This window comes from Enterobacter cloacae complex sp. 2024EL-00227, from assembly GCF_043945315.1.
GTDB classification, from domain to species: Bacteria; Pseudomonadota; Gammaproteobacteria; order Enterobacterales; family Enterobacteriaceae; genus Enterobacter; species Enterobacter roggenkampii.
In genome coordinates this window covers 204,962-225,272 of the sequence record NZ_JBIMQP010000007.1, presented here as the reverse complement: position 1 = coordinate 225,272, position 20,311 = coordinate 204,962, and the positions used below count along the sequence as shown (strand labels likewise).

Here is a 20,311-nt window from a genome sequence, read left to right as displayed (position 1 = left end):
TCGCTATGGGCATCTTTTCCATCGCCAGCCAGCACATTCGCTTCGCCGTGAAGCTGGCGTGTGCCATTGTGCTGGCGCTGTTTGTTGGCTTTCACTTCCAGCTTGAAACCCCGCGCTGGGCAGTGCTGACGGCCGCGATTGTCGCGGCGGGTCCCGCCTTTGCCGCGGGTGGGGAACCCTATTCAGGCGCGATCCGCTATCGCGGAATGCTGCGTATCATCGGGACGTTCATCGGCTGTATCGCGGCGCTCACCATTATTATCCTGATGATCCGCACGCCGCTGCTGATGCTGATGGTGTGCTGTATCTGGGCGGGCTTCTGCACCTGGATCTCATCCCTGGTGAAAGTGGAGAACTCCTATGCCTGGGGTCTGGCGGGCTATACCGCGCTGATTATTATCATCACCATCCAGTCCGAGCCGCTGCTGGCTCCGCAGTTTGCGGTGGAGCGATGCAGTGAGATTGTCATTGGTATCGTGAGTGCAATTGTCGCGGACCTGCTGTTCTCCCCGCGCTCCATCAAGCAGGAAGTCGACCGTGAGCTTGATGCGCTGATTGTCGCCCAGTACCAGCTGATGCAGCTCTGCATTAAGCACGGCGATAGCGAAGAGGTGGATAAAGCCTGGAGCGGGCTGGTTCGCCGCACGCAGGCGCTGGAAGGGATGCGCAGCAATCTCAATATGGAGTCGTCACGCTGGGCTCGCGCTAACCGTCGTCTGAAAGCCCTTAATACGGTCTCGTTAACGCTGATTACCCAGGCATGTGAAACCTACCTGATTCAGAACACGCGCCCGGAAGTGGTCACCGATACGTTCCGCGAACTGTTCGCTGAGCCAGTGGAAACGGTGCAGGACGTGCACAAGCAGCTTAAGCGTATGCGCAGGGTTATTGCCTGGACAGGGGAACGTGACACGCCGGTAACGATCTACACCTGGGTCGGCGCCGCGACGCGCTACCTGCTGCTGAAACGCGGCGTGATCGGGAATACCAAAATCAGCGCGGCGGAAGAAGAGGTACTGCAGGGCGAAGTGGTGATCAAGCCGGAATCCGCCGAGCGCCATCACGCGATGGTCAACTTCTGGCGTACGACGCTTGCCTGTATGCTCGGCACGCTGTTCTGGCTGTGGACGGGCTGGACGTCTGGCAGCGGCGCGATGGTGATGATTGCCGTCGTGACCGCACTGGCGATGCGTCTGCCTAACCCGCGTATGGTCGCCATCGATTTCCTGTACGGCACCCTTGCCGCCCTGCCGATCGGCGCGCTCTATTTTCTGGTCATCATCCCGTCGACGCAGCAGAGCATGCTGCTGCTCTGTATTAGCCTGGCAGTGATGGCGTTCTTTATCGGTATAGAAGTGCAAAAGCGGCGTCTGGGATCGCTGGGGGCGTTGGCGAGTACGATTAATATCATCGTGCTGGATAACCCGATGACCTTCCATTTCAGCCAGTTCCTCGACAGCGCGTTAGGTCAGCTGGTGGGCTGTTTCCTGGCGATGATGGTGATTCTGCTGGTCCGCGATAATTCGCAGGCAAGAACGGGCCGCGTGCTGTTGAACCAGTTTGTGTCGGCCGCCGTGTCGTCGATGACAACCAACACCGCGCGTCGTAAAGAGAACCACCTGCCCGCGCTCTACCAGCAGCTGTTTTTACTGCTGAACAAGTTCCCGGGCGACATCGCCAAGTTCCGCCTGGCGCTGACCATGATCATTGCACACCAGCGTCTGCGCAATGCGCCGGTGCCGATCAACGACGATCTGTCGGCCTGGCACCGCCAGCTGCGTCGTACCGCGGACCACGTGCTTTCCGCCAGCAGTGATGACAAACGACGCCGCTACTTTACGCAGCTGCTTGCAGAGCTTGATATTTACCAGGAGAAGCTTAAAACCTGGGAAGCGCCGCCTCAGGTGACCGAGCCGGTAGGACGGCTGGTGTTGATGCTGCATCGCTACCAGAATGCCCTCACGGATAGCTGACTGAAGTAAAAAAACCGACGCCAAAAGCGTCGGTTTTTTTGTGGCTATACTTATTCCAGCACGTTCTTACATTTCAGGAAGGGAGGACACATGACGACCCAGGCGCTTCAGGATCACATCCTTTTTCAGACCGGTTATCTGGTCAACGGGATCTGGAAAACGCTGGACACGACCTTCGATGTGCTTAACCCCGCTACCGGGGAAGTCATCGCGAAAGTCGCGAAAGCGGGTAAAACACAAACCGAAGAGGCTATCGCAGCGGCCACCAAAGCCTTCCCGGCCTGGCGTGCCAAAACCGCGAAAGAGCGCTCGGCGATTCTTTATCGCTGGTACGAACTGATTATTGAGAATAAAAGCTGGCTCGGGCAGCTAATGACCACCGAGCAGGGCAAGCCGCTGAAAGAAGCGGAAGGTGAGGTGGAGTACGCTGCCAGCTTTATCCAGTGGTTTGCCGAAGAGGCCAAGCGCGCCAACGGGGAAATTATTCCGCCGATCAAACCCGGCTCGCGCATTCTGGCGACCCGCGAACCCATAGGCGTGGTGGCGGCGATAACGCCGTGGAACTTCCCAATGGCCATGCTCACCCGCAAATTAGGCCCGGCGCTGGCTGCGGGGTGCACCGGAGTGATCAAACCGGCCAATAACACGCCGCTCAGTGCCTTTGCGCTGCTCACCCTGGCAAAACAGGCCGGCGTACCCGACGGCGTGCTCAACGCCGTGGCCGGGAATACCCATGAAATCAGCGATGCGATTATGGCAAGCCGAGACGTGCGTAAAATCTCCTTTACCGGCTCGACCTCCGTCGGCAAAACGCTGGTGCGTAATGCTGCCGAAACCATGAAAAAAGTCTCGATGGAGCTGGGGGGAAATGCCCCGTATATCGTTTTTGAGGATGCAGATATCGACGCGGCGGTGAAGGGGGCGATTGCCAACAAGTTCCGCAATGCCGGGCAGGTCTGCGTCAGCGTGAACCGTTTTTATATTCAGGAAACCGTCTACGACAAGTTTGTGAATAAACTTGCCGATGCCGTGAAGGCGCTCAAGGTGGGGAATGGCCTTGACGAGGGCGTTGTTGTCGGGCCGCTGATTGAATCTGCTGCGGTCGACAAGGTGCGTGAGCATGTCGACGATGCCGTCTCACGGGGGGCAACCGTACTGGCAGGGGGTAAGCCCCATCCGCTTGGCGGGAATTTCTGGATGCCAACCGTGCTGGGCGACTGCCATGAAGGCATGAAGCTGGCAGAAGAAGAGACATTTGGCCCGGTTGCGGCGTGTTTCCGTTTCACCTCGGAAGATGAAGTGATCCAGCGTGCCAACAACACACCCTACGGTCTGGCGGCTTACTTCTATACCCAGAATCTCTCACGTGTTTTCCGCGTTTCGCAGGCGATCGAGAGCGGGATGATTGGTATTAACGAGTGTGCCGTCTCCACGGAGCTGGGGCCCTTTGGCGGCGTAAAAGAGTCAGGCCTGGGTCGTGAGGGCTCCGTGCTGGGCCTGGAAGAGTATCTTGAAGTGAAAACCCTTCACATTGGGGGATTATAATAGACAGGGCGGCATCTGCCGCTCGCCTGGACTGGGTGGCTGGCAATGAAAACCTATACCTTTGATTTTGACGAGATCGACAGTCAGGAAGACTTCTACCGTGAATTTATCCGGGTGTTTGATCTTGAACGGGAAAGCGTGACGAATCTGGATACGCTGTGGGACGTGGTGACCGGTAGCCTGCTGCCGCTACCGCTGGAAATTGAGTTCATCCATTTGCCCGATAAGCTGCGCAGACGTTTTGGCGCACTGATATTACTGTTCGATGAAGCGGAAGAAGAGCTGGAAGGGCAGCTGCGTTTTAACGCGCGGCACTGAATGAAAAAAGCCCCTGACCATCAGGCCAGGGGCAAGTCGTATGATGAGATACGACGAGGGTTTATTTATACAGTTCTGCAGTTGCATGCCAGTGGTCACCCTGATTCAGTTCGGTGACGCGATAGCTGCTGGCACCTGCTTTTTCAGCTTTGGCAGCCAGTTCGTGACGGATATCCATCGGAGAGCCGGTAACAGACGTCACGGAGATGCTGCCCATAGGCTGCAGATTTTGTGCCTGGTCGGCATTCACCTGCTGTACGGCTGCGCTTGCGCCGAAAGAGAGAACAGATGCCAGACCGAGGGTTGCGATGATCAATTTGGTTTTCATAGTCTTTACTCCTGAATAGGGTTTTTGCTCAACGGCGAGAAGGGTTGAAAAGCTATTTTTATGCCTGGTGCCGTTGAGTGGAGATTTACGTGTTCAGTTATTGCTCAAACTTATTTGTACAGCTCAGCGGTGGCGTGCCAGTGTGCACCAGAGCGCGCTTCGATGATGCGATAGGATGACGCACCCTTTTCTTCCGCTTTTTTGTTCAGCATCTCATGCATGTCCATTGGCGATGTGCCGACCGCGCCGACAGAAACCGTACCGATGGCCTGGCGGGATTGCGCCTGGTCAGCATTGATAGCGTCAGCCGCGAAGGCACCGAATGACAGGACAGACAGGACGCTCAGCGCCGCTACAGTTGATTTGATTTTCATGATTTTTACCTCGTCGAATTTTTTAATGGGGTCTTGTTTCGTGACCCTCATCACAAAATCAAGTATACACTAATAACGGAAAAAATTAATACCAGACTAATGGTTTCTATTGTTATTACGTGTTAACCAGTCTTTTTTATAACCAAATTGCATAATATTGGGTGTTTTTTGCACATTTTAGTTGGTTATATCTAATGAAATCATATGGATATCAGCTTTTGATTTTTTGTGCGATTTTTTGATTTAGCATTCACCTGATGAATGTTAATGGGTGGTAAAAAGCACTATTTGTCAAAGGCAGAGGCAGTGAAAAAGAGGGGGAAACGGTGTGGAGGCAGAACGATCCCCGCAGCGGCGCTACGGGGAAAGGGGATTAGAGTTCCTGTTCGAACAGAACCAGAATCGCTTCGTGGAGATCTTTAACGGAGAAACCGCTGGCTGGCGTGGTAAAGATGGTGTCATCACCGGCGATAGTCCCGAGGATACCTTCCGTTTTACCCAATGAGTCCAGCATGCGGGCAATCAGCTGTGCGGCACCTGGGCTTGTGTGGATCACCACAACGGCATCGTTGTAGTCGATATCCAGAACCAGATTCTTGAGCGGGCTGGAGGTGGTCGGCACGCCAAGTTCAGCCGGCAGGCAATAGACCATCTCCATCTTGGCGTTACGGGTACGTACCGCGCCAAATTTCGTTAACATGCGGGAGACCTTCGACTGATTGATGTTGTCGAAGCCCTGTTCCTGCAGCGCCTGAACAATTTCTCCCTGAGAACTGAATTTCTCTTCTTTAAGTAGCGCTTTAAACGCCTTTACTAATTCTTCTTGCTTAGACGAGCTTCGCATAAGTCACCCGGAATATGACGATAGAAACAACATTATTATGCATGTGGATGAATTTTTATGCAAATTATCTACTCAGCGCGAGGCTGAAATAATGTTATGAAAGGGAGTGATTTTATCAGAATTCGTTATCAGAAAACATGCCTGGGTCACGCCGCGCAAATAAGCTTAAAAGTAAATTAAATGTTATCAAAATGATGTTGTTTTGGTGGCGGGGCAGGGTGTATTGTAACCACCTCTTAATTCGTTGCCGTCTGTCGTCAGATAGCCTTCTGAAGAGAGATAAAGTCGCGCGACCTCAAATTCTTTAGCTACGAAAATTGTAATTAAACACTTGCTGAATTATGGTCGCCGCAACGGATTTACAGATACTTAAGTTAACCATAATAAGGAGTTTAGGATGAAAGTCGCAGTCCTCGGCGCTGCTGGTGGTATCGGCCAGGCGCTTGCCCTACTACTGAAAACCCAACTGCCTTCAGGCTCAGAACTCTCCCTGTACGATATTGCTCCGGTAACCCCAGGTGTGGCGGTTGACCTGAGCCACATCCCAACTGCTGTAAAAATCAAAGGCTTCTCCGGTGAAGATGCGCGTCCTGCTCTGCAGGGTGCCGACGTGGTGCTGATTTCTGCAGGCGTGGCGCGTAAGCCAGGCATGGATCGTTCAGACCTGTTCAACGTCAACGCGGGCATCGTGAAAAACCTGGTGCAGCAGATTGCTGAAGTGTGCCCGAAAGCGTGCATCGGTATCATCACTAACCCGGTGAACACCACCGTTGCTATCGCGGCAGAAGTGCTGAAGAAAGCAGGTGTTTACGACAAAAACAAACTGTTCGGCGTAACCACGCTGGATATTATTCGCTCCAACACCTTTGTTGCTGAGCTGAAGGGCAAACAGCCTACAGAAGTGGAAGTGCCGGTCATCGGCGGTCACTCTGGCGTTACCATCCTGCCTCTGCTGTCGCAGATCCCAGGCGTGAGCTTCACCGAGCAGGAAGTGGCTGACCTGACTAAACGCATCCAGAACGCGGGCACCGAAGTGGTGGAAGCGAAGGCGGGTGGCGGTTCTGCAACCCTGTCTATGGGCCAGGCGGCTGCACGTTTCGGTCTGTCGCTGGTTCGCGCTCTGCAGGGCGAGAAAGGCGTTGTTGAATGCGCTTACGTTGAAGGCGATGGCGAACACGCTCGCTTCTTCTCTCAGCCGCTGCTGCTGGGCAAAAATGGTATCGAAGAGCGTAAATCCATTGGTACGCTGAGCGCGTTTGAACAACACGCGATGGAAGGCATGCTGGATACGCTGAAGAAAGATATCACCCTGGGTGAAGAGTTCGTTAACAAGTAATACGAACCGTCTCCCGGCAAAAAAACGGAGCTTATCGCTCCGTTTTTTTATGCCTGTCAGTTCGTTGCCGGGTATTCCTGAATGGTGACCTGCAGCGTCAGTTTCTTATCGTTGCGCATGACTTCAACAGGGATGATAGAGCCCGGGCGAATTTCTGCCACCTGATCCATCGTCTCCAGCGCAGAAACCGCCGGTGTGCCGTTAACCGACACAATGACGTCATTGACCTGAATCCCCGCGTTGGCCGCCGGACCCCCTGGCGCCACCTCGTTCACCACGATGCCCTGGATCTGATCGATCCCGCCACCCTGGGTATGCATCGGCGCAATTTCACGGCCACCGATACCGATATAGCCGCGGATCACGCGTCCGTCGCGGATCAGCTTATCCATAATTTTGGTCGCCAGTTGGAACGGAATGGCAAAGCCGATGCCTTCCGGCGTCTCGCCGTCGTTACTCTTATCGAACGAGAGGGTGTTGATGCCCATCAGTTCGCCCAGCGAGTTGACCAGCGCACCGCCGGAGTTACCGTGGTTGATGGAGGCATCGGTTTGCAGGAAGTTCTGCCGTCCGGATGGGTTGAGGCCAATACGCCCGGTCGCGCTGATAATCCCCTGGGTGATGGTCTGGCCCAGGTTGTAAGGGTTACCAATCGCCAGGACGACGTCACCAATATGCGGGGTACGTTTACGGTTGATCGGGATGACCGGCAAACCGCCCGTGGCGTTAATCTTCAGGACGGCAAGGTCAGTCAGGCTGTCAGAGCCAACGAGTAATGCCTCAAACACGCGGCCATCCTGTAGGGCGACGATGATCTGGTCGGCATCGTTTATCACGTGCTTGTTGGTAATAATGTAGCCGCGCTCGTCCATGATTACCCCGGAGCCGAGAGTGCGGATCTCCAGCTGGTTGTGGGCTGAGGTATTCAGGCCACGGTTATAGACGTTAACTACGGCAGGTGCGGCACGGCGAACGGCCTGGTTATAGGTGGCCGGCGTTTCATCCGTGCTATCGAACTGAGGGGCCGACAGTTTATTGAACTGACGTAAAGACGGCAGCGCCAGCAGCAGCAGGCCAGCGACAATCAAACCGATGACAATAGAACGTAAGAGCTTTAAAAGCATGATGCGCGTGTCGTTAAAAAAGGAACGATTTGCAGCATAACATGAGTTATCCGGACATCACACGCAGCGGTGATGTCCGGGTCGCAAATGCTTAGCGCAACAGAATATAGATAGACTCATTGCCGCGCATGACCTGCAGGGCAATAACCGCCGGTTTACTCTCCATCACCTTGCGCAGTTCGGCAATGGACTGCACGCGATTGCGGTTTACCCCAATGATCACATCTTCCTGATGCAATCCGGCCTGTGCGGCAGGGCTGCTCTTCTCAACGGTGTCGATGCGAATGCCTTTCGTACCGTCTTTCAGCTGTCCATCGCTCAGCGTCGCACCCTGCAGCGCCGGGGCGATCAGCTCCGCACTGGCAGAGGAGGAGGTGCTCTTATCCAGCGTCACTTCAACGTCCAGCGGCTTACCGTCACGGATCAGACCCAGCTTCACTTTGGCGCCGGGTTCGGTGGTCGCTATCCGCGAGCGCAGCTCGGCAAAGCTGCTCAGCGGCTTGTCGTTGAGGCTGACGATCACATCGCCCGATTTGATGCCTGCTTTTGCCGAGCCGGAGTTAGGCAGCACTTCACTGACAAACGCCCCGCGCTGTACGTTGATGTTGAATACTTTGGCGATATCGGCGCTCATCTCCATACCTTTAATACCCAGCAGCCCGCGTTTGATTTCGCCGAACTGAATGAGCTGCTGCGCCAGGGTTTTGGCCATATTGCTGGGAATCGCAAAACCGATCCCGATGCTGCCGCCACCCGGGGCCAGAATGGCTGTGTTGATCCCAATCAGCTCACCGTTAAGGTTAAGCAATGCCCCGCCGGAGTTCCCACGGTTGATTGAGGCATCGGTCTGGATAAAGTTTTCCAGCCCTTCCAGATTGAGGCCGCTGCGTCCCAGCGCGGAGACGATCCCGGATGTGGCGGTTTGCCCTAAGCCAAAGGGGTTGCCCACGGCGACGGCAAAATCACCGACGCGCAGTTTGTCGGAGTCCGCGATGGCAATCTGGGTCAGGTTACTCGGGTTTTGTACCTGCAACAGCGCAATGTCGCTCTGGTCATCACCGCCAATCAGTTTGGCATCAAATTCGCGGCCATCGTTTAGCTGGACGCTGATTTTATCGGCCTGGCTGATGACATGATTGTTAGTCAGAATGTAGCCTTTTGCCGCATCAATAATGACGCCGGAACCCAGGCCTTCAAAAGGCTGGGCCTGCTGGTCGGGAGACTCATCGCCAAAATATTTTTTCAGTTCTTCAGGGACGCGTTGGCTTTGTACCGCAGTGCCCTCAACCTGAACGCTGACCACCGCAGGCAACACTTTTTCCAGCATGGGTGCGAGGCTTGGAATGGCCGCCTGGCCAGGCACCTGGGAGGGAAGGGCGGCAAATACAGGGACGGACGCCGAGAGAGATAACCCGACACTTAACGCGATAGCGCTCAACAGCTGGTTTTTTTTCTTCATCGATGTTGACTCTCGTAACCTGGAATAAAGGAAAAACGGCCCCAAAAACACGTTGATGTTATTGAATTTTAAACCGCTGAACAATGAGGTGTTTAACTAAATGATAGCTGGGGTCAGGAAGAAAGGACGGGCGCAATCGCTGCGCCCGTAAAATAAATTCAGGTTGTGCGATTAATCGCGTTTTACACCGCCGCGCAGCAGGCCGGACGCGCCGTCTGAATAGTCGCGAGGCATCTGAACAGGCGCCTGGTCGTTACCGGCTTCAGAGTCTGCCAGACGGTTGCGGAACGGATTGGTTTCCGCCGTCATTTCCGGCAGCAGGCTGCTGGAGCTTTTTGCCATATGCTGATACAGCTGACGATAGTCGGTCGCCATGTTGTCCAGCAGCTCGGCGCTACGAGCAAAATGGCTGACCAGCTCTTCACGATACTCTTCCAGCTCGGCTTTGTTCTTTTCCAGTTCGTACTGCAGTGACTGCTGCTGACGCAATTTGCGATTACCGAAACGCATGGCCACAGCACCGATGACGATGCCGACGACTAAACCGATTAGCGCATATTCCCAGGTCATGAACTTCTCCCGTTGTCTTGTTGTTCCGTAGGGTGTTGGCTCGGCTCCTGCCTGTGCCTGATAATGCCACTATAACCGCTATTTCCGTAGAAGTGGAATCCTGACGTATCATCGCGTAGTGTAGAACGGCCTTTTTTTCATCAGTCACGTCTGCTGGTGAGCGTTAATTGAAGGAATAACAATAAGATTATGCAAAACCTGTCCCCTGCATCGCGATATCAACTGGCCCTAAACGAGGGCACTCATCAGCCGGATGACGTACAGCGTGAGGCGGTAAGTCGTCTGGAGATGATTTATCAGGAACTCACGGCCAAACCCGCTGAAACCGAACAGAATGGTGGGCTAAAGGCGGCATTTGGACGGTTGCTCGGAAAAAAAGCGCCACAGGCCCACGCGCCGGTGCGCGGTCTTTATATGTGGGGCGGGGTCGGTCGCGGAAAAACCTGGCTGATGGACATGTTCTACCAGAGCCTGCCGGGGGCGCGTAAACAGCGTCTGCACTTCCACCGCTTTATGCTGCGTGTGCATGAAGAGCTGACTGCGCTGCAGGGTAAAAGCGATCCGCTGGAGATTGTGGCCGACAGGTTCAAGGCAGAAACGGACGTGCTCTGCTTCGATGAATTTTTTGTGTCTGACATCACCGATGCCATGCTGTTAGGCGGCCTGATGAAAGCGCTTTTTGCCCGCGGGATCACGCTGGTGGCCACGTCGAATATTCCGCCGGATGAGCTTTACCGCAACGGCCTGCAGCGGGCACGCTTCCTGCCTGCCATCGACGCCATTAAGCAGCATTGTGACATTATGAACGTTGATGCCGGTGTCGATTATCGCCTGCGCACCTTAACCCAGGCGCACCTGTGGCTCTCGCCGTTAAATGCGAAGACCACCCGCGAGATGGATAAACTCTGGCTGGCGCTGGCGGGGGCAAAACGCGAGCACGCCCCGGAACTCGAGATTAACCATCGCCCGCTGCCAACGCTCGGCGTTGAAAACCAAACGCTGGCGGTCTCCTTTACGACGCTGTGCGTTGATGCCCGCAGCCAGCACGACTACATTGCGCTTTCACGTCTGTTCCACACCGTGATGGTGCTGGATGTGCCGGTGATGACGCGACTGATGGAGAGCGAGGCGCGGCGCTTCATCGCGATGGTGGACGAGTTTTACGAGCGCCACGTCAAGCTGGTGATTAGCGCCGAGGTTCCTTTATATGAGATCTACCAGGGAGAGCGGCTAAAGTTTGAGTTCCAGCGCTGCCTGTCTCGCCTGCAGGAGATGCAGAGCGAGGAATACCTGAAGCTGGAGCATATGCCATAAACGCCACCCTCTCCCTGTGAAGGGGGACTTGTCGGCCGGGTAAGGCGCAGCCGCCACCCGGCATTTTCCACCGCCTCGAAAAACCCAATTTGAATCACATTTAAGGGTCGATCTTTGACCTCAACTTCTCTATAATCTTGCGACCCCACGTTACGAGAAGGTTTTTTTCCCGAAACTTTCTATGTGTCGGCATGTGCTATTCGAAGGGGTAGGTTTGCCGGACTTTGTCGTGTGAACCTCAACTGACTAAACGTTTGGGTGTTCACCAACGTGTAACTTATTATTTGGGTAAGCTTTTAATGAAAACTTTTACAGCTAAACCAGAAACCGTACAGCGCGACTGGTATGTTGTTGACGCGACCGGTAAAACTCTGGGCCGTCTGGCTACTGAACTGGCTCGTCGCCTGCGCGGTAAGCACAAAGCGGAATACACTCCGCACGTTGATACCGGTGATTACATCATCGTTCTGAACGCTGACAAAGTTGCTGTTACCGGCAACAAGCGTACTGACAAAATGTACTACCACCACACCGGCCACATCGGTGGTATCAAAGAAGCGACCTTTGAAGAGATGATTGCTCGCCGTCCTGAGCGTGTGATTGAAATCGCGGTTAAAGGCATGCTGCCAAAAGGCCCGCTGGGTCGTGCTATGTTCCGTAAACTGAAAGTTTACGCAGGCAACGAGCACAACCACGCGGCACAGCAACCGCAAGTTCTTGACATCTAATCGGGATTATAGGCAATGGCTGAAAATCAATACTACGGCACTGGTCGCCGCAAAAGTTCCGCAGCTCGCGTTTTCATCAAACCGGGCAGTGGTAAAATCGTAATCAACCAGCGTTCTCTGGAACAGTACTTCGGTCGCGAAACTGCCCGCATGGTAGTTCGCCAGCCGCTGGAACTGGTTGATATGGTAGAAAAACTGGATCTGTACATCACCGTTAAAGGTGGTGGTATCTCCGGTCAGGCAGGTGCGATCCGTCACGGTATCACCCGCGCTCTGATGGAGTACGACGAATCCCTGCGTTCTGAACTGCGTAAAGCTGGCTTCGTTACTCGTGACGCGCGTCAGGTTGAACGTAAGAAAGTGGGTCTGCGTAAAGCACGTCGTCGTCCACAGTTCTCCAAACGTTAATCCATTCTGCTTACGCAGAACGATTGGCGAAAAACCCGCTTCGGCGGGTTTTTTTATGGATAATGCGCAGGTTATCCACAATATCCATGCATATATCTTCTCTTTTTCCACATTTCCAGAATCCCCTCACCACAAAGCCATCAAAATCTGGTAAACTATCATCCAATTTTCTGCCCAAATATCGGTGAATACTCGATTTTTGTTCGATTCTTGAACAATGTGTCTTCTCTGGGATGGGCGATACAACATCTGGCTGGCCCCTGTTGGGCTGGTAGCAGTAAAAATTCTGAATATACCTGGAGGTTTTCATGGCTGTCGCTGCCAACAAACGTTCGGTAATGACGCTGTTTTCTGGTCCTACTGACATTTATAGCCATCAGGTTCGTATCGTGCTGGCCGAGAAGGGTGTCAGTTTTGAGATCGAGCATGTGGAAAAGGATAACCCGCCTCAGGATCTGATCGATCTCAACCCGAGCCAAAGCGTACCGACGCTGGTGGATCGCGAGCTGACCCTGTGGGAATCCCGTATCATTATGGAATACCTGGATGAGCGTTTCCCGCATCCGCCGCTGATGCCTGTTTACCCTGTTGCGCGTGGTGAAAGCCGCCTGTACATGCAGCGTATCGAAAAAGACTGGTATTCGCTGATGAACGTGATCACCAGCGGATCCGCTGCGGAAGCCGACGCTGCGCGTAAGCAACTGCGTGAAGAGCTGCTGGCAATCGCCCCGGTGTTTGGTCAGAAACCTTTCTTCCTGAGCGATGAATTCAGCCTGGTGGATTGCTACCTGGCACCGCTGCTGTGGCGTCTGCCAATCCTGGGCGTAGAGTTCAGCGGTCCTGGCGCGAAAGAGCTGAAGGGCTACATGACTCGCGTCTTTGAGCGCGACTCTTTCCTGGCATCTTTAACTGAACCGGAACGTGAAATGCGTCTCGGCCGAGGCTAATGACTGTGGAAATGTCACAACTTACCCCACGCCGTCCGTATCTGCTGCGCGCCTTCTATGAATGGCTGCTGGATAACCAGCTCACGCCGCACCTGGTTGTGGATGTGACGTTGCCGGGCGTGCTGGTTCCAATGGAATACGCACGTGACGGACAGATTGTACTGAACATCGCCCCGCGCGCGGTGGGTAACCTGGAGCTGGCAAACGATGAAGTGCGCTTCAACGCGCGTTTCGGCGGCGTACCGCGCCAGGTTTCCGTACCGCTGGCTGCTGTGCTGGCTATCTACGCGCGTGAAAACGGTGCGGGTACCATGTTCGAGCCGGAAGCGGCATATGATGAAGACGTTGCCAGCCTGAATGATGACAATGCATCTGATGAGCGTGAAAGCGACACGGTGATGTCAATTATCGATGGCGACAAACCCGATCATCAAGATGACAATGACCCTGATGACGATCCGCCTCCGCGCGGTGGTCGCCCAGCGCTACGCGTTGTGAAATAAATCCGCTTGCGCCGTTTGTAAAAAGCCAGTGATATCACTGGCTTTTTTTATTTCTGTATCAATCTACCGTTGTAATATTTTTAAATAAGCATTGTTTATATCTCTTGTTTCTTCATTGCTTGATTAATAATTAAATAGATTTATAAACCCCATGAATAAATGAGGTGTGAACTAATATCAAAACGATGAGAAAAGTAAAGAGAAATTCTGAGTAATATTATTTTTTTGATGTTGATCTCTTTTTTGATTGGGTAATTCCTTAATAAAATAAGGAAAAAATCATTTTGTGGTTATCCTTAATAGAATAGTTAATTTTGCTAAATTGCATGTATTTATAAAAACAATACTATGTGCACATGCTGACAAGCATGACGACAATCAGTAACTGGTAAAGGTATTTATCATTACTGGGTTAAATATTGCAATTACTCATATGTTAAGGATTAACAAGTGAAAAAAGTTTTACTCGCTACTGCGCTTTCTCTGTGTGTGACTTCAGCATTTGCTGCAGACCCTTCAGCTGTACTGAAGGTTAAAGGTACGCTGACGAATGCAGCATGTACGCCAGTATTAAGCAACGGCGGTACTGTTGACTACGGTACAATTAATTTGGGCAGTCTGAACGCTTCTGCTGTCAACCAGTTGGGACAGAAGAATATCGATCTGACCATTAACTGCACCGCAGCAACAAAAGTGTCCTGGAATATGGTTGACGATCGCGCTGATACTAACGCGGGTCTGACCGTAGAAAACGGTATGTTTGGTGGTGGTATTATTAAAGGCGCTAGCCAAACTTACGGTGTGGGCAAAACCGCGGGTGGCGTTAACATTGGCTCTTACGCTCTGCTAGTTAAAGTAGACAGCGTAACGGCTGATGGTGCTGCGGTAGATCCAATCTATCAGCAGAACGCGACGGGTACCTGGACCAAATCCACCAACGGTTCTTCTCAGGGCAGCCATATTCGTGACTTCACCGTTGCGTCTGCAGGTTCTCTGGATCCGCTGGCCTTCCAGACCGCGACCTTCCCGCTGGCAACTTCACTGGCTCTTCAGGACACCACAACTCTGGCGATTACGGACGATACTCAGCTTGACGGTCAGTTGACCATCAGCCTGCGTTATCTGTAAGACTTTATTGAGTAAAAGTAATTTTAAAATAATCCAGAGAGTGAATGTTCTGCATTTACTCTCTTTTTAACAGCACGATAAACATGGAATGTTCTGTTGGGCTATCAAGGAGATAATATTATGCAATGCATAAGGTCGAATATATTTAAAACACTTTTTACTGTCGCTTTATTTTCCGCCAATTTTGCGGTGCATGCAGAAGGTATGGTGCCAGAAACCAGCCTGCTAATTATTGATGAAGCCACACACAGCGGTACCATTAACGTAAAAAATACGGATTCACACCCATCCTTATTATATACGAACGTTGTAGACCTGCCGGACGACCAGGGGCTTAAGTTGATCGTCACGCAGCCTGTGGTTCGCCTTGAGCCGGGCCAAACGCAGCAGCTTCGTTTTATTTTGCAAAGCAAGCAGCCGCTGGATGTTGAGCATTTAAAACGCGTCACATTTGACGGTATTCCACCAAAAAATGACGATAAAAAAATTAAAATTGGCATTAATATTCGCCAGGATATTCCAGTGCTAATACGCCCGGCTACGCTGGGGGTCGTGACGGATGCGTGGAAATACCTCAAATGGTCTACGGTCGGATCTTCTGTAAAAGTAACCAACCCAAGTAAGTACGTTGTTCGTCTGGCACAAAAAGTCGTATTACAACCTTCAGGCGCAAACGCCACGCTTTCCAAAACTTACCTTCTGCCAGGTGAGACGATGACGGCTGCGTTGAACAAAACGAGCAGCGGTGATAGCCACGTTAAATTTTTCCCGGCCAGCCGTTATGGCATTGAAGTGCCGAGTTTTACCTCAGAATTAAATAAATAATATAGGGATCAAACGGTGAATAAAAAAAGCCGTATTGCACTTTGTGTCCGCGCAGTTCTCTGCGGCACCTTGCCTCTGATGATGTTTGACTCCGCCTCCGTACTCGCAAGGGAAGTGACGTTTGATACGGGGGTAATGAAAACGCTGGGGTTATCGAGCGACTTGAACCATTATTTCGCTGAAGCACCGCGTTTTCTGCCCGGAACCCATTCCGTGAACGTTAAAGTGAATGGTGAAGATCGCGGAATGGCCGCCGTCCGTTTCAATAAGGACGGCGTGCTGTGTTTTGATAACGATCTGCTTGATTTCGCAGGCCTCATGCCAGTCCCCCTGAAGGCAGGCGAGGCGTGCCACAACATCCGCGACGACTACCCGAAAGCGGTAATCAACGCGTTGCCAAACCAGGAAGCCGTTGAGTTGTATCTGCCGCCTGAAGCGGTAAACAGCCTGTCGTCGGATATCCGAAACTTCCAGCACGGCGGTGCCGCCGGGATGCTCAACTATTCGCTTTTCAGCACCCGTAACGAATATGGCGGTAGCGACAAAACCCGCTATTCGCAGGCCAATCTGGAAGCGGGTTTTAACGCATTTGACTGGTCGCTTCGCAGTAATTACATCCTGACGGATGACAATGGCAAGAAAAATGCCGACAGCATTTACACCTACGCAGAGCATGTTTTTGTCCCGCAGAAGTTAACCATGCAGGTCGGTGAAATTAATGCCATGTCTAATGTGCTGAGCGGCATACCCATTACCGGTATCCAGCTTATGCCGACTAGTGGGCTGACAAAAGACGGCAGCGGCGTCAGCGTGTCAGGCATTGCCCGTTCCTCCCAGGCTCGCGTGGAGATTCGCCAGAACAATCAGCTGATCTTCAGTACGCTCGTGCCCGCGGGACCATTTACGCTGGATGACGTGCCGGTTGCGCGTAACAACGTCGATTTAGACGTTTCCGTCGTAGAGTCGGACGGCTCCACGAATCACTTTATTGTTCCTGCTGCCGCAGTGAAGCAGCGAAATCTTTCTCGCCCGCAGGGGCTTACCGTGTCTGCCGGTCAGGTACGCAGCATCGATAGCGACTACAGCGATCCGCTGGTGATGAACGTTTCCGACGGCTGGCGCATTTTCCCGTGGATGAACCTTCTGGCCTCCGGTACTGCCGCTCAAGATTACCAGGCAGCTGGCGGTCGTACCGATTTTCTTATCAGCGATCTTTGGTCTGTTTACACGACGGTTGCGGCAAGCAAAGAGTCTTTTGGTGACAGCAACAGTGGACTTAAAACCGAGCTAGGAAGCGATCTTACGCTTTCCTCCCATGTATCGCTTTCCACCAGCGCGACGCACTACAGCGGCGGCTACCGTGAGATGGCAGAAGCGATGGACGATGACTATCAGGGGTACGATAACGCCTACTCCGGCAGCATACGTTTCTCATCCGGTCTGGCAGGCGTTTTCTCAGCAGGCTTCAACTATAACCAGAGCAGCGGGAACTCTGAGGATTCCCGCTATCTGCTTCTGTCGTGGGGTAAGACATTTAAATATGCCAGCGTTACCGCCAACTGGCAAAGCGCTGTGGGCAACGTCGATGACGACCAGGATGATGAAATGCTGTACATCAACGTCAGCATTCCGCTGAGTCCGGGGCAGTCTGTCAGCACTTACATGCGCAAACAGGGCGACAATACCACTTACGGTGTAGCCAACAGCGGTTCGCTGGGCGAAAACACACACTACTATATCGCCGCCGATCGTGACCAGTCGTCCAGCGATAATAGCTTCAACGGTAACCTTAACACCAACCTGCATTATACCCAGCTGAGCGTGGGTGGTGGCAGCAACGGTGATCACCAGCGTAACTATAACGCCACCCTGGCGGGCGGCATCGCTATGCACAAAAATGGCGTGACGTTCTCGCCGTATGCGATTCGCGATACCTTTGCGATTGCCAGACTGAGCGAGAAGAAAAGCGGGGTAGAAATCGCTACGCCACAGGGTACGGTCTGGACCGATGCCTGGGGACAGGCGGTTGTACCTTCGCTAAACGAGTGGCGCAATTCGCGTATAGAAGTGGATGCCAACAAGCTGCCGCAGAATATGACGCTGGCAAACGGCACCCGATATATCGCCGCAGGTCACGCTTCAGTCAGCGAGCTTGATTTCAAGGTGCTGAACAGCCGACGTGTGATGCTGCGTATGAAGCAAACCGATGGTCAGCCGCTGAGAAAAGGGCTTGCAATCGTGGATGAGAAGGACAACTACATTGTGACGGTCGTTGATGATGGTCATGTCTTTATCAACGATGCGGATTAGTTACCGGCGCTGTACGCCATGGACGCCAACAACAATCGTTTGTGCAAACTCGATTTCGCTCTTCCTGAGAAACGCAATGAAGACGCCTTCTATGAAGAAGTAAACGGAGTATGCCGATGAATTATCAACAAACAGTAGGATTAACAGCGCTGGGGATACTTTTCTTCGTGGCGACTGCAAATGCGGAAGATTGCCAAATATCGCTTTCGCAGCCGGTGGTGGATTACCATGAAATGCGTCGAGATAATATCGATAAAACCCAGCAGAACTGGCACAAAATGGCGGACCGTACCCTCAACGTTAATGTTTACTGTCCGCAGCCGCAGCAAATGGCGGTGTTGTTACAGGGGACGGCAGGCGATAAAGGGCGCTTCACATTCGGCCAGTCTGGCGGGATGGCGGTTAAAATCGATGATATGACCATCGACGGTAAAAATTACACCGTCGGCAAAACGGTCGATCAGCTCGGTTTTACTCCGCAAAGCGGCACGCCTTCGCCGTTTTATGTGCGTAATAATGAAGCGGTTATTGCGGTTGATAATAATCAGGTGCCTTCAGGCCAGCAGATGAATTTCCGGGTCACGCTATCACCTGTGCTGGATGACAATGCGTTTAGCCGCATCACCGATCAAACCGTACTGGAAAGTGACTTAACCTGGACTCTGCTGACGAGGTAGCATTTCGGGGAGTAAAAAATAGCTCTTCATTATTTCTATCGCCAATGAAATGCCTGTTTTTTTCTTGCAGCTGACTCAAGCATTGATAGGCTGGCAACCTTCATGCTGAAATATCTGAAATTTTTTTGATTACGCTGTAGGTAACAAAGGGAATAAACCGGAAGGTTTATTCCCTTTTTTATTACACTTCCAGGTAGTTCAGTATCCCGTCAGCCGCTTTGCGCCCTTCGGCAATCGCCGTCACCACCAGGTCGGAACCGCGAACGATATCGCCACCGGCGAAGATTTTCGGGTTGCTGGTCTGGAAGGCATTATCGCTGCCTTCTGGCGCAATAATACGGCCCTGCGAGTCCAGCTCAACGCTGTGCTTCGCCAGCCATTCCATGCTGTGAGGGCGGAAACCGAACGCCATCACCACGGCGTCGGCCGGGATCACGTGTTCAGAACCGGCCACGATCTCGGCGCGACGACGGCCTTTTGCATCCGGTGCGCCCATCTCAGTGCGCGCCATCTTCACGCCGCTCACTTTACCGTTGGCATTCACTTCAATACCCAGAGGCTGGATGTTGAACTGGAATTCTACGCCCTCTTCACGTGCGTTTTTCACTTCACGCTTAGAGCCCGGCATGTTCTCTTCGTCACGACGGTAGGCGCAGATCACGTGTGCCGCATTCTGACGAATGGAGGTTCGCACGCAGTCCATCGCGGTATCACCGCCGCCCAGCACCACCACGCGTTTGCCTTCCATGCTGACGAACGGCTCATCAGCGGTTTCGCCGTAACCCATAATCTGCTTGGTGTTGGCAATCAGGAACGGCAGTGCGTCATAAACGCCCGGCGCGTCTTCGTTTTCCAGACCACCGCGCATGGACTGATAGGTACCCACGCCCAGGAACACGGCGTCGTAATCCTTCAGCAGATCGTCGAGCTGTACGTCGCGGCCCACTTCTGTGTTCAGTTTGAACTCAATGCCCATGCCGGTGAAGATTTCACGGCGACGGGTCATGACCTCTTTTTCCAGCTTAAAGGCCGGGATACCAAAGGTCAGCAGGCCACCAATCTCCGGATGACGGTCAAAGACCACCGCCTTCACGCCGTTGCGGGTCAGCACGTCCGCACAGGCCAGGCCCGCCGGGCCCGCGCCGATGATCGCCACGCGCTTGTCGGTTTGCTTCACGCCGGTCATATCCGGACGCCAGCCCATCTCAAACGCTTTATCGTTGATATAGCGCTCGATGTTGCCGATGGTCACCGCGCCAAACTCGTCGTTCAGCGTACAGGAACCTTCGCACAGACGATCCTGAGGGCACACTCGGCCGCACACTTCCGGCAGGGTGTTGGTCTGGTGAGATAGCTCGGCGGCTTCAAAAATACGTCCTTCGTTGGCCAGCTTCAGCCAGTTCGGGATGTAGTTGTGTACCGGACATTTCCATTCGCAGTAAGGGTTACCGCAGGACAGGCAGCGGTCTGCCTGTGCTTTGGCCTGGCCTTCTGAAAACGGCTCGTAGATTTCAACAAATTCAATTTTGCGGATCTTCAGCGGTTTCTTTGGCGGATCAACACGCTGCAGGTCGATAAACTGGTATACGTTCTGGCTCAT

At 53.0% G+C, this 20,311-nt stretch carries 19 protein-coding genes and 1 pseudogene; 13 read left to right on the top strand and 7 right to left on the bottom strand.

The window, feature by feature from the left end; translation table 11 throughout:
- The first annotated feature begins 5 nt into the window (after positions 1 to 5).
- The 3 genes from aaeB (at position 6) to ACHH0Z_RS14505 (ending at position 3,836) form a co-directional block, all read left to right on the top strand.
- Entirely contained in the window at positions 6 to 1,973 is a 1,968-nt protein-coding gene (aaeB, locus tag ACHH0Z_RS14515) for a p-hydroxybenzoic acid efflux pump subunit AaeB (protein ID WP_008502841.1), read from the top strand.
- A 90-nt stretch (positions 1,974 to 2,063) separates the two neighbouring features.
- Positions 2,064 to 3,518: an NAD-dependent succinate-semialdehyde dehydrogenase gene (locus tag ACHH0Z_RS14510; RefSeq protein WP_023326180.1), complete on the top strand. Its 1,455-nt coding sequence runs from the start codon at positions 2,064 to 2,066 to the stop codon at positions 3,516 to 3,518.
- Between the two features lie 45 nt (positions 3,519 to 3,563).
- Positions 3,564 to 3,836 (top strand): barstar family protein, encoded by a 273-nt coding sequence (locus tag ACHH0Z_RS14505; RefSeq protein WP_008502839.1) that lies wholly within the window; start codon positions 3,564 to 3,566, stop codon positions 3,834 to 3,836.
- A gap of 61 nt (positions 3,837 to 3,897) precedes the next feature.
- On the opposite strand, the gene yhcN (ACHH0Z_RS14500) is transcribed toward ACHH0Z_RS14505, so the two are convergent.
- The 3 genes from yhcN (ACHH0Z_RS14500) to argR form a co-directional block, all read right to left on the bottom strand.
- Complete coding sequence (yhcN, locus tag ACHH0Z_RS14500; RefSeq protein WP_008502838.1) at positions 3,898 to 4,164, bottom strand: peroxide/acid stress response protein YhcN; 267 nt, start codon at positions 4,162 to 4,164, stop codon at positions 3,898 to 3,900.
- 110 nt (positions 4,165 to 4,274) lie between these two features.
- Positions 4,275 to 4,538 (bottom strand): peroxide/acid stress response protein YhcN, encoded by a 264-nt coding sequence (gene yhcN, locus ACHH0Z_RS14495; protein ID WP_008502837.1) that lies wholly within the window; start codon positions 4,536 to 4,538, stop codon positions 4,275 to 4,277.
- A gap of 373 nt (positions 4,539 to 4,911) precedes the next feature.
- The gene (gene argR, locus ACHH0Z_RS14490; protein WP_008502836.1) at positions 4,912 to 5,382 is read right to left on the bottom strand and encodes a transcriptional regulator ArgR; all 471 of its coding nucleotides are present in this window, start codon (positions 5,380 to 5,382) and stop codon (positions 4,912 to 4,914) included.
- 397 nt (positions 5,383 to 5,779) lie between these two features.
- Between argR and mdh the strand changes: the two genes are divergently transcribed.
- Entirely contained in the window at positions 5,780 to 6,718 is a 939-nt protein-coding gene (mdh, locus tag ACHH0Z_RS14485; RefSeq protein ID WP_008502835.1) for a malate dehydrogenase, read from the top strand.
- A gap of 56 nt (positions 6,719 to 6,774) precedes the next feature.
- On the opposite strand, the gene degS is transcribed toward mdh, so the two are convergent.
- The 3 genes from degS to zapG form a co-directional block, all read right to left on the bottom strand.
- Entirely contained in the window at positions 6,775 to 7,842 is a 1,068-nt protein-coding gene (gene degS / locus ACHH0Z_RS14480; protein WP_008502834.1) for an outer membrane-stress sensor serine endopeptidase DegS, read from the bottom strand.
- A gap of 91 nt (positions 7,843 to 7,933) precedes the next feature.
- Positions 7,934 to 9,301, bottom strand: a complete 1,368-nt coding sequence (degQ, locus tag ACHH0Z_RS14475) for a serine endoprotease DegQ (RefSeq protein ID WP_045407079.1) — start codon at positions 9,299 to 9,301, stop codon at positions 7,934 to 7,936.
- A gap of 171 nt (positions 9,302 to 9,472) precedes the next feature.
- The gene (gene zapG, locus ACHH0Z_RS14470; RefSeq protein WP_008502832.1) at positions 9,473 to 9,871 is read right to left on the bottom strand and encodes a Z-ring associated protein ZapG; all 399 of its coding nucleotides are present in this window, start codon (positions 9,869 to 9,871) and stop codon (positions 9,473 to 9,475) included.
- A 189-nt stretch (positions 9,872 to 10,060) separates the two neighbouring features.
- Between zapG and zapE the strand changes: the two genes are divergently transcribed.
- The 9 genes and pseudogenes from zapE to ACHH0Z_RS14425 all read left to right on the top strand — a co-directional run bounded on the left by zapE (position 10,061) and on the right by ACHH0Z_RS14425 (position 18,711).
- Positions 10,061 to 11,185, top strand: a complete 1,125-nt coding sequence (gene zapE / locus ACHH0Z_RS14465) for a cell division protein ZapE (protein ID WP_023326179.1) — start codon at positions 10,061 to 10,063, stop codon at positions 11,183 to 11,185.
- A gap of 299 nt (positions 11,186 to 11,484) precedes the next feature.
- Entirely contained in the window at positions 11,485 to 11,913 is a 429-nt protein-coding gene (gene rplM / locus ACHH0Z_RS14460; RefSeq protein WP_003860434.1) for a 50S ribosomal protein L13, read from the top strand.
- Between the two features lie 15 nt (positions 11,914 to 11,928).
- Entirely contained in the window at positions 11,929 to 12,321 is a 393-nt protein-coding gene (gene rpsI, locus ACHH0Z_RS14455) for a 30S ribosomal protein S9 (protein ID WP_003860436.1), read from the top strand.
- Between the two features lie 308 nt (positions 12,322 to 12,629).
- Positions 12,630 to 13,268, top strand: a complete 639-nt coding sequence (gene sspA, locus ACHH0Z_RS14450; protein ID WP_008502830.1) for a stringent starvation protein SspA — start codon at positions 12,630 to 12,632, stop codon at positions 13,266 to 13,268.
- A 5-nt stretch (positions 13,269 to 13,273) separates the two neighbouring features.
- Positions 13,274 to 13,771: a ClpXP protease specificity-enhancing factor gene (sspB, locus tag ACHH0Z_RS14445; RefSeq protein WP_025912562.1), complete on the top strand. Its 498-nt coding sequence runs from the start codon at positions 13,274 to 13,276 to the stop codon at positions 13,769 to 13,771.
- Positions 13,772 to 14,221: 450 nt separating this feature from the next.
- Positions 14,222 to 14,899: a DUF1120 domain-containing protein gene (locus ACHH0Z_RS14440; protein WP_008502828.1), complete on the top strand. Its 678-nt coding sequence runs from the start codon at positions 14,222 to 14,224 to the stop codon at positions 14,897 to 14,899.
- Positions 14,900 to 15,019: 120 nt separating this feature from the next.
- A complete protein-coding gene (locus ACHH0Z_RS14435; RefSeq protein ID WP_008502827.1) occupies positions 15,020 to 15,724 on the top strand; it encodes a fimbria/pilus chaperone family protein in 705 nt (234 codons plus the stop codon).
- A gap of 15 nt (positions 15,725 to 15,739) precedes the next feature.
- Positions 15,740 to 18,154: pseudogene (locus ACHH0Z_RS14430) on the top strand (fimbrial biogenesis usher protein).
- Positions 18,151 to 18,711, top strand: a complete 561-nt coding sequence (locus ACHH0Z_RS14425) for an outer membrane protein (RefSeq protein WP_023294675.1) — start codon at positions 18,151 to 18,153, stop codon at positions 18,709 to 18,711. Before ACHH0Z_RS14430 ends, ACHH0Z_RS14425 begins: the two are co-directional and overlap by 4 nt.
- A gap of 181 nt (positions 18,712 to 18,892) precedes the next feature.
- On the opposite strand, the gene gltD is transcribed toward ACHH0Z_RS14425, so the two are convergent.
- Positions 18,893 to 20,311 (bottom strand): glutamate synthase subunit GltD, encoded by a 1,419-nt coding sequence (gene gltD / locus ACHH0Z_RS14420; protein ID WP_021242274.1) that lies wholly within the window; start codon positions 20,309 to 20,311, stop codon positions 18,893 to 18,895.

Bases quoted from the DNA above. Each gene is read 5' to 3' on its own strand.
- ACHH0Z_RS14505 (WP_008502839.1), top strand. From the start codon at position 3,564: ATGAAAACCTATACCTTTGATTTTGACGAGATCGACAGTCAGGAAGAC.
- ACHH0Z_RS14510 (WP_023326180.1), top strand. From the start codon at position 2,064: ATGACGACCCAGGCGCTTCAGGATCACATCCTTTTTCAGACCGGTTAT.
- rpsI (WP_003860436.1), top strand. From the start codon at position 11,929: ATGGCTGAAAATCAATACTACGGCACTGGTCGCCGCAAAAGTTCCGCA.
- rplM (WP_003860434.1), top strand. From the start codon at position 11,485: ATGAAAACTTTTACAGCTAAACCAGAAACCGTACAGCGCGACTGGTAT.
- argR (WP_008502836.1), bottom strand. From the start codon at position 5,382: ATGCGAAGCTCGTCTAAGCAAGAAGAATTAGTAAAGGCGTTTAAAGCG.
- yhcN (WP_008502837.1), bottom strand. From the start codon at position 4,538: ATGAAAATCAAATCAACTGTAGCGGCGCTGAGCGTCCTGTCTGTCCTG.
- gltD (WP_021242274.1), bottom strand. From the start codon at position 20,311: ATGAGCCAGAACGTATACCAGTTTATCGACCTGCAGCGTGTTGATCCG.
- yhcN (WP_008502838.1), bottom strand. From the start codon at position 4,164: ATGAAAACCAAATTGATCATCGCAACCCTCGGTCTGGCATCTGTTCTC.
- degQ (WP_045407079.1), bottom strand. From the start codon at position 9,301: ATGAAGAAAAAAAACCAGCTGTTGAGCGCTATCGCGTTAAGTGTCGGG.
- zapG (WP_008502832.1), bottom strand. From the start codon at position 9,871: ATGACCTGGGAATATGCGCTAATCGGTTTAGTCGTCGGCATCGTCATC.
- zapE (WP_023326179.1), top strand. From the start codon at position 10,061: ATGCAAAACCTGTCCCCTGCATCGCGATATCAACTGGCCCTAAACGAG.
- aaeB (WP_008502841.1), top strand. From the start codon at position 6: ATGGGCATCTTTTCCATCGCCAGCCAGCACATTCGCTTCGCCGTGAAG.
- sspA (WP_008502830.1), top strand. From the start codon at position 12,630: ATGGCTGTCGCTGCCAACAAACGTTCGGTAATGACGCTGTTTTCTGGT.
- ACHH0Z_RS14425 (WP_023294675.1), top strand. From the start codon at position 18,151: ATGAATTATCAACAAACAGTAGGATTAACAGCGCTGGGGATACTTTTC.
- degS (WP_008502834.1), bottom strand. From the start codon at position 7,842: ATGCTTTTAAAGCTCTTACGTTCTATTGTCATCGGTTTGATTGTCGCT.
- mdh (WP_008502835.1), top strand. From the start codon at position 5,780: ATGAAAGTCGCAGTCCTCGGCGCTGCTGGTGGTATCGGCCAGGCGCTT.
- ACHH0Z_RS14435 (WP_008502827.1), top strand. From the start codon at position 15,020: ATGCAATGCATAAGGTCGAATATATTTAAAACACTTTTTACTGTCGCT.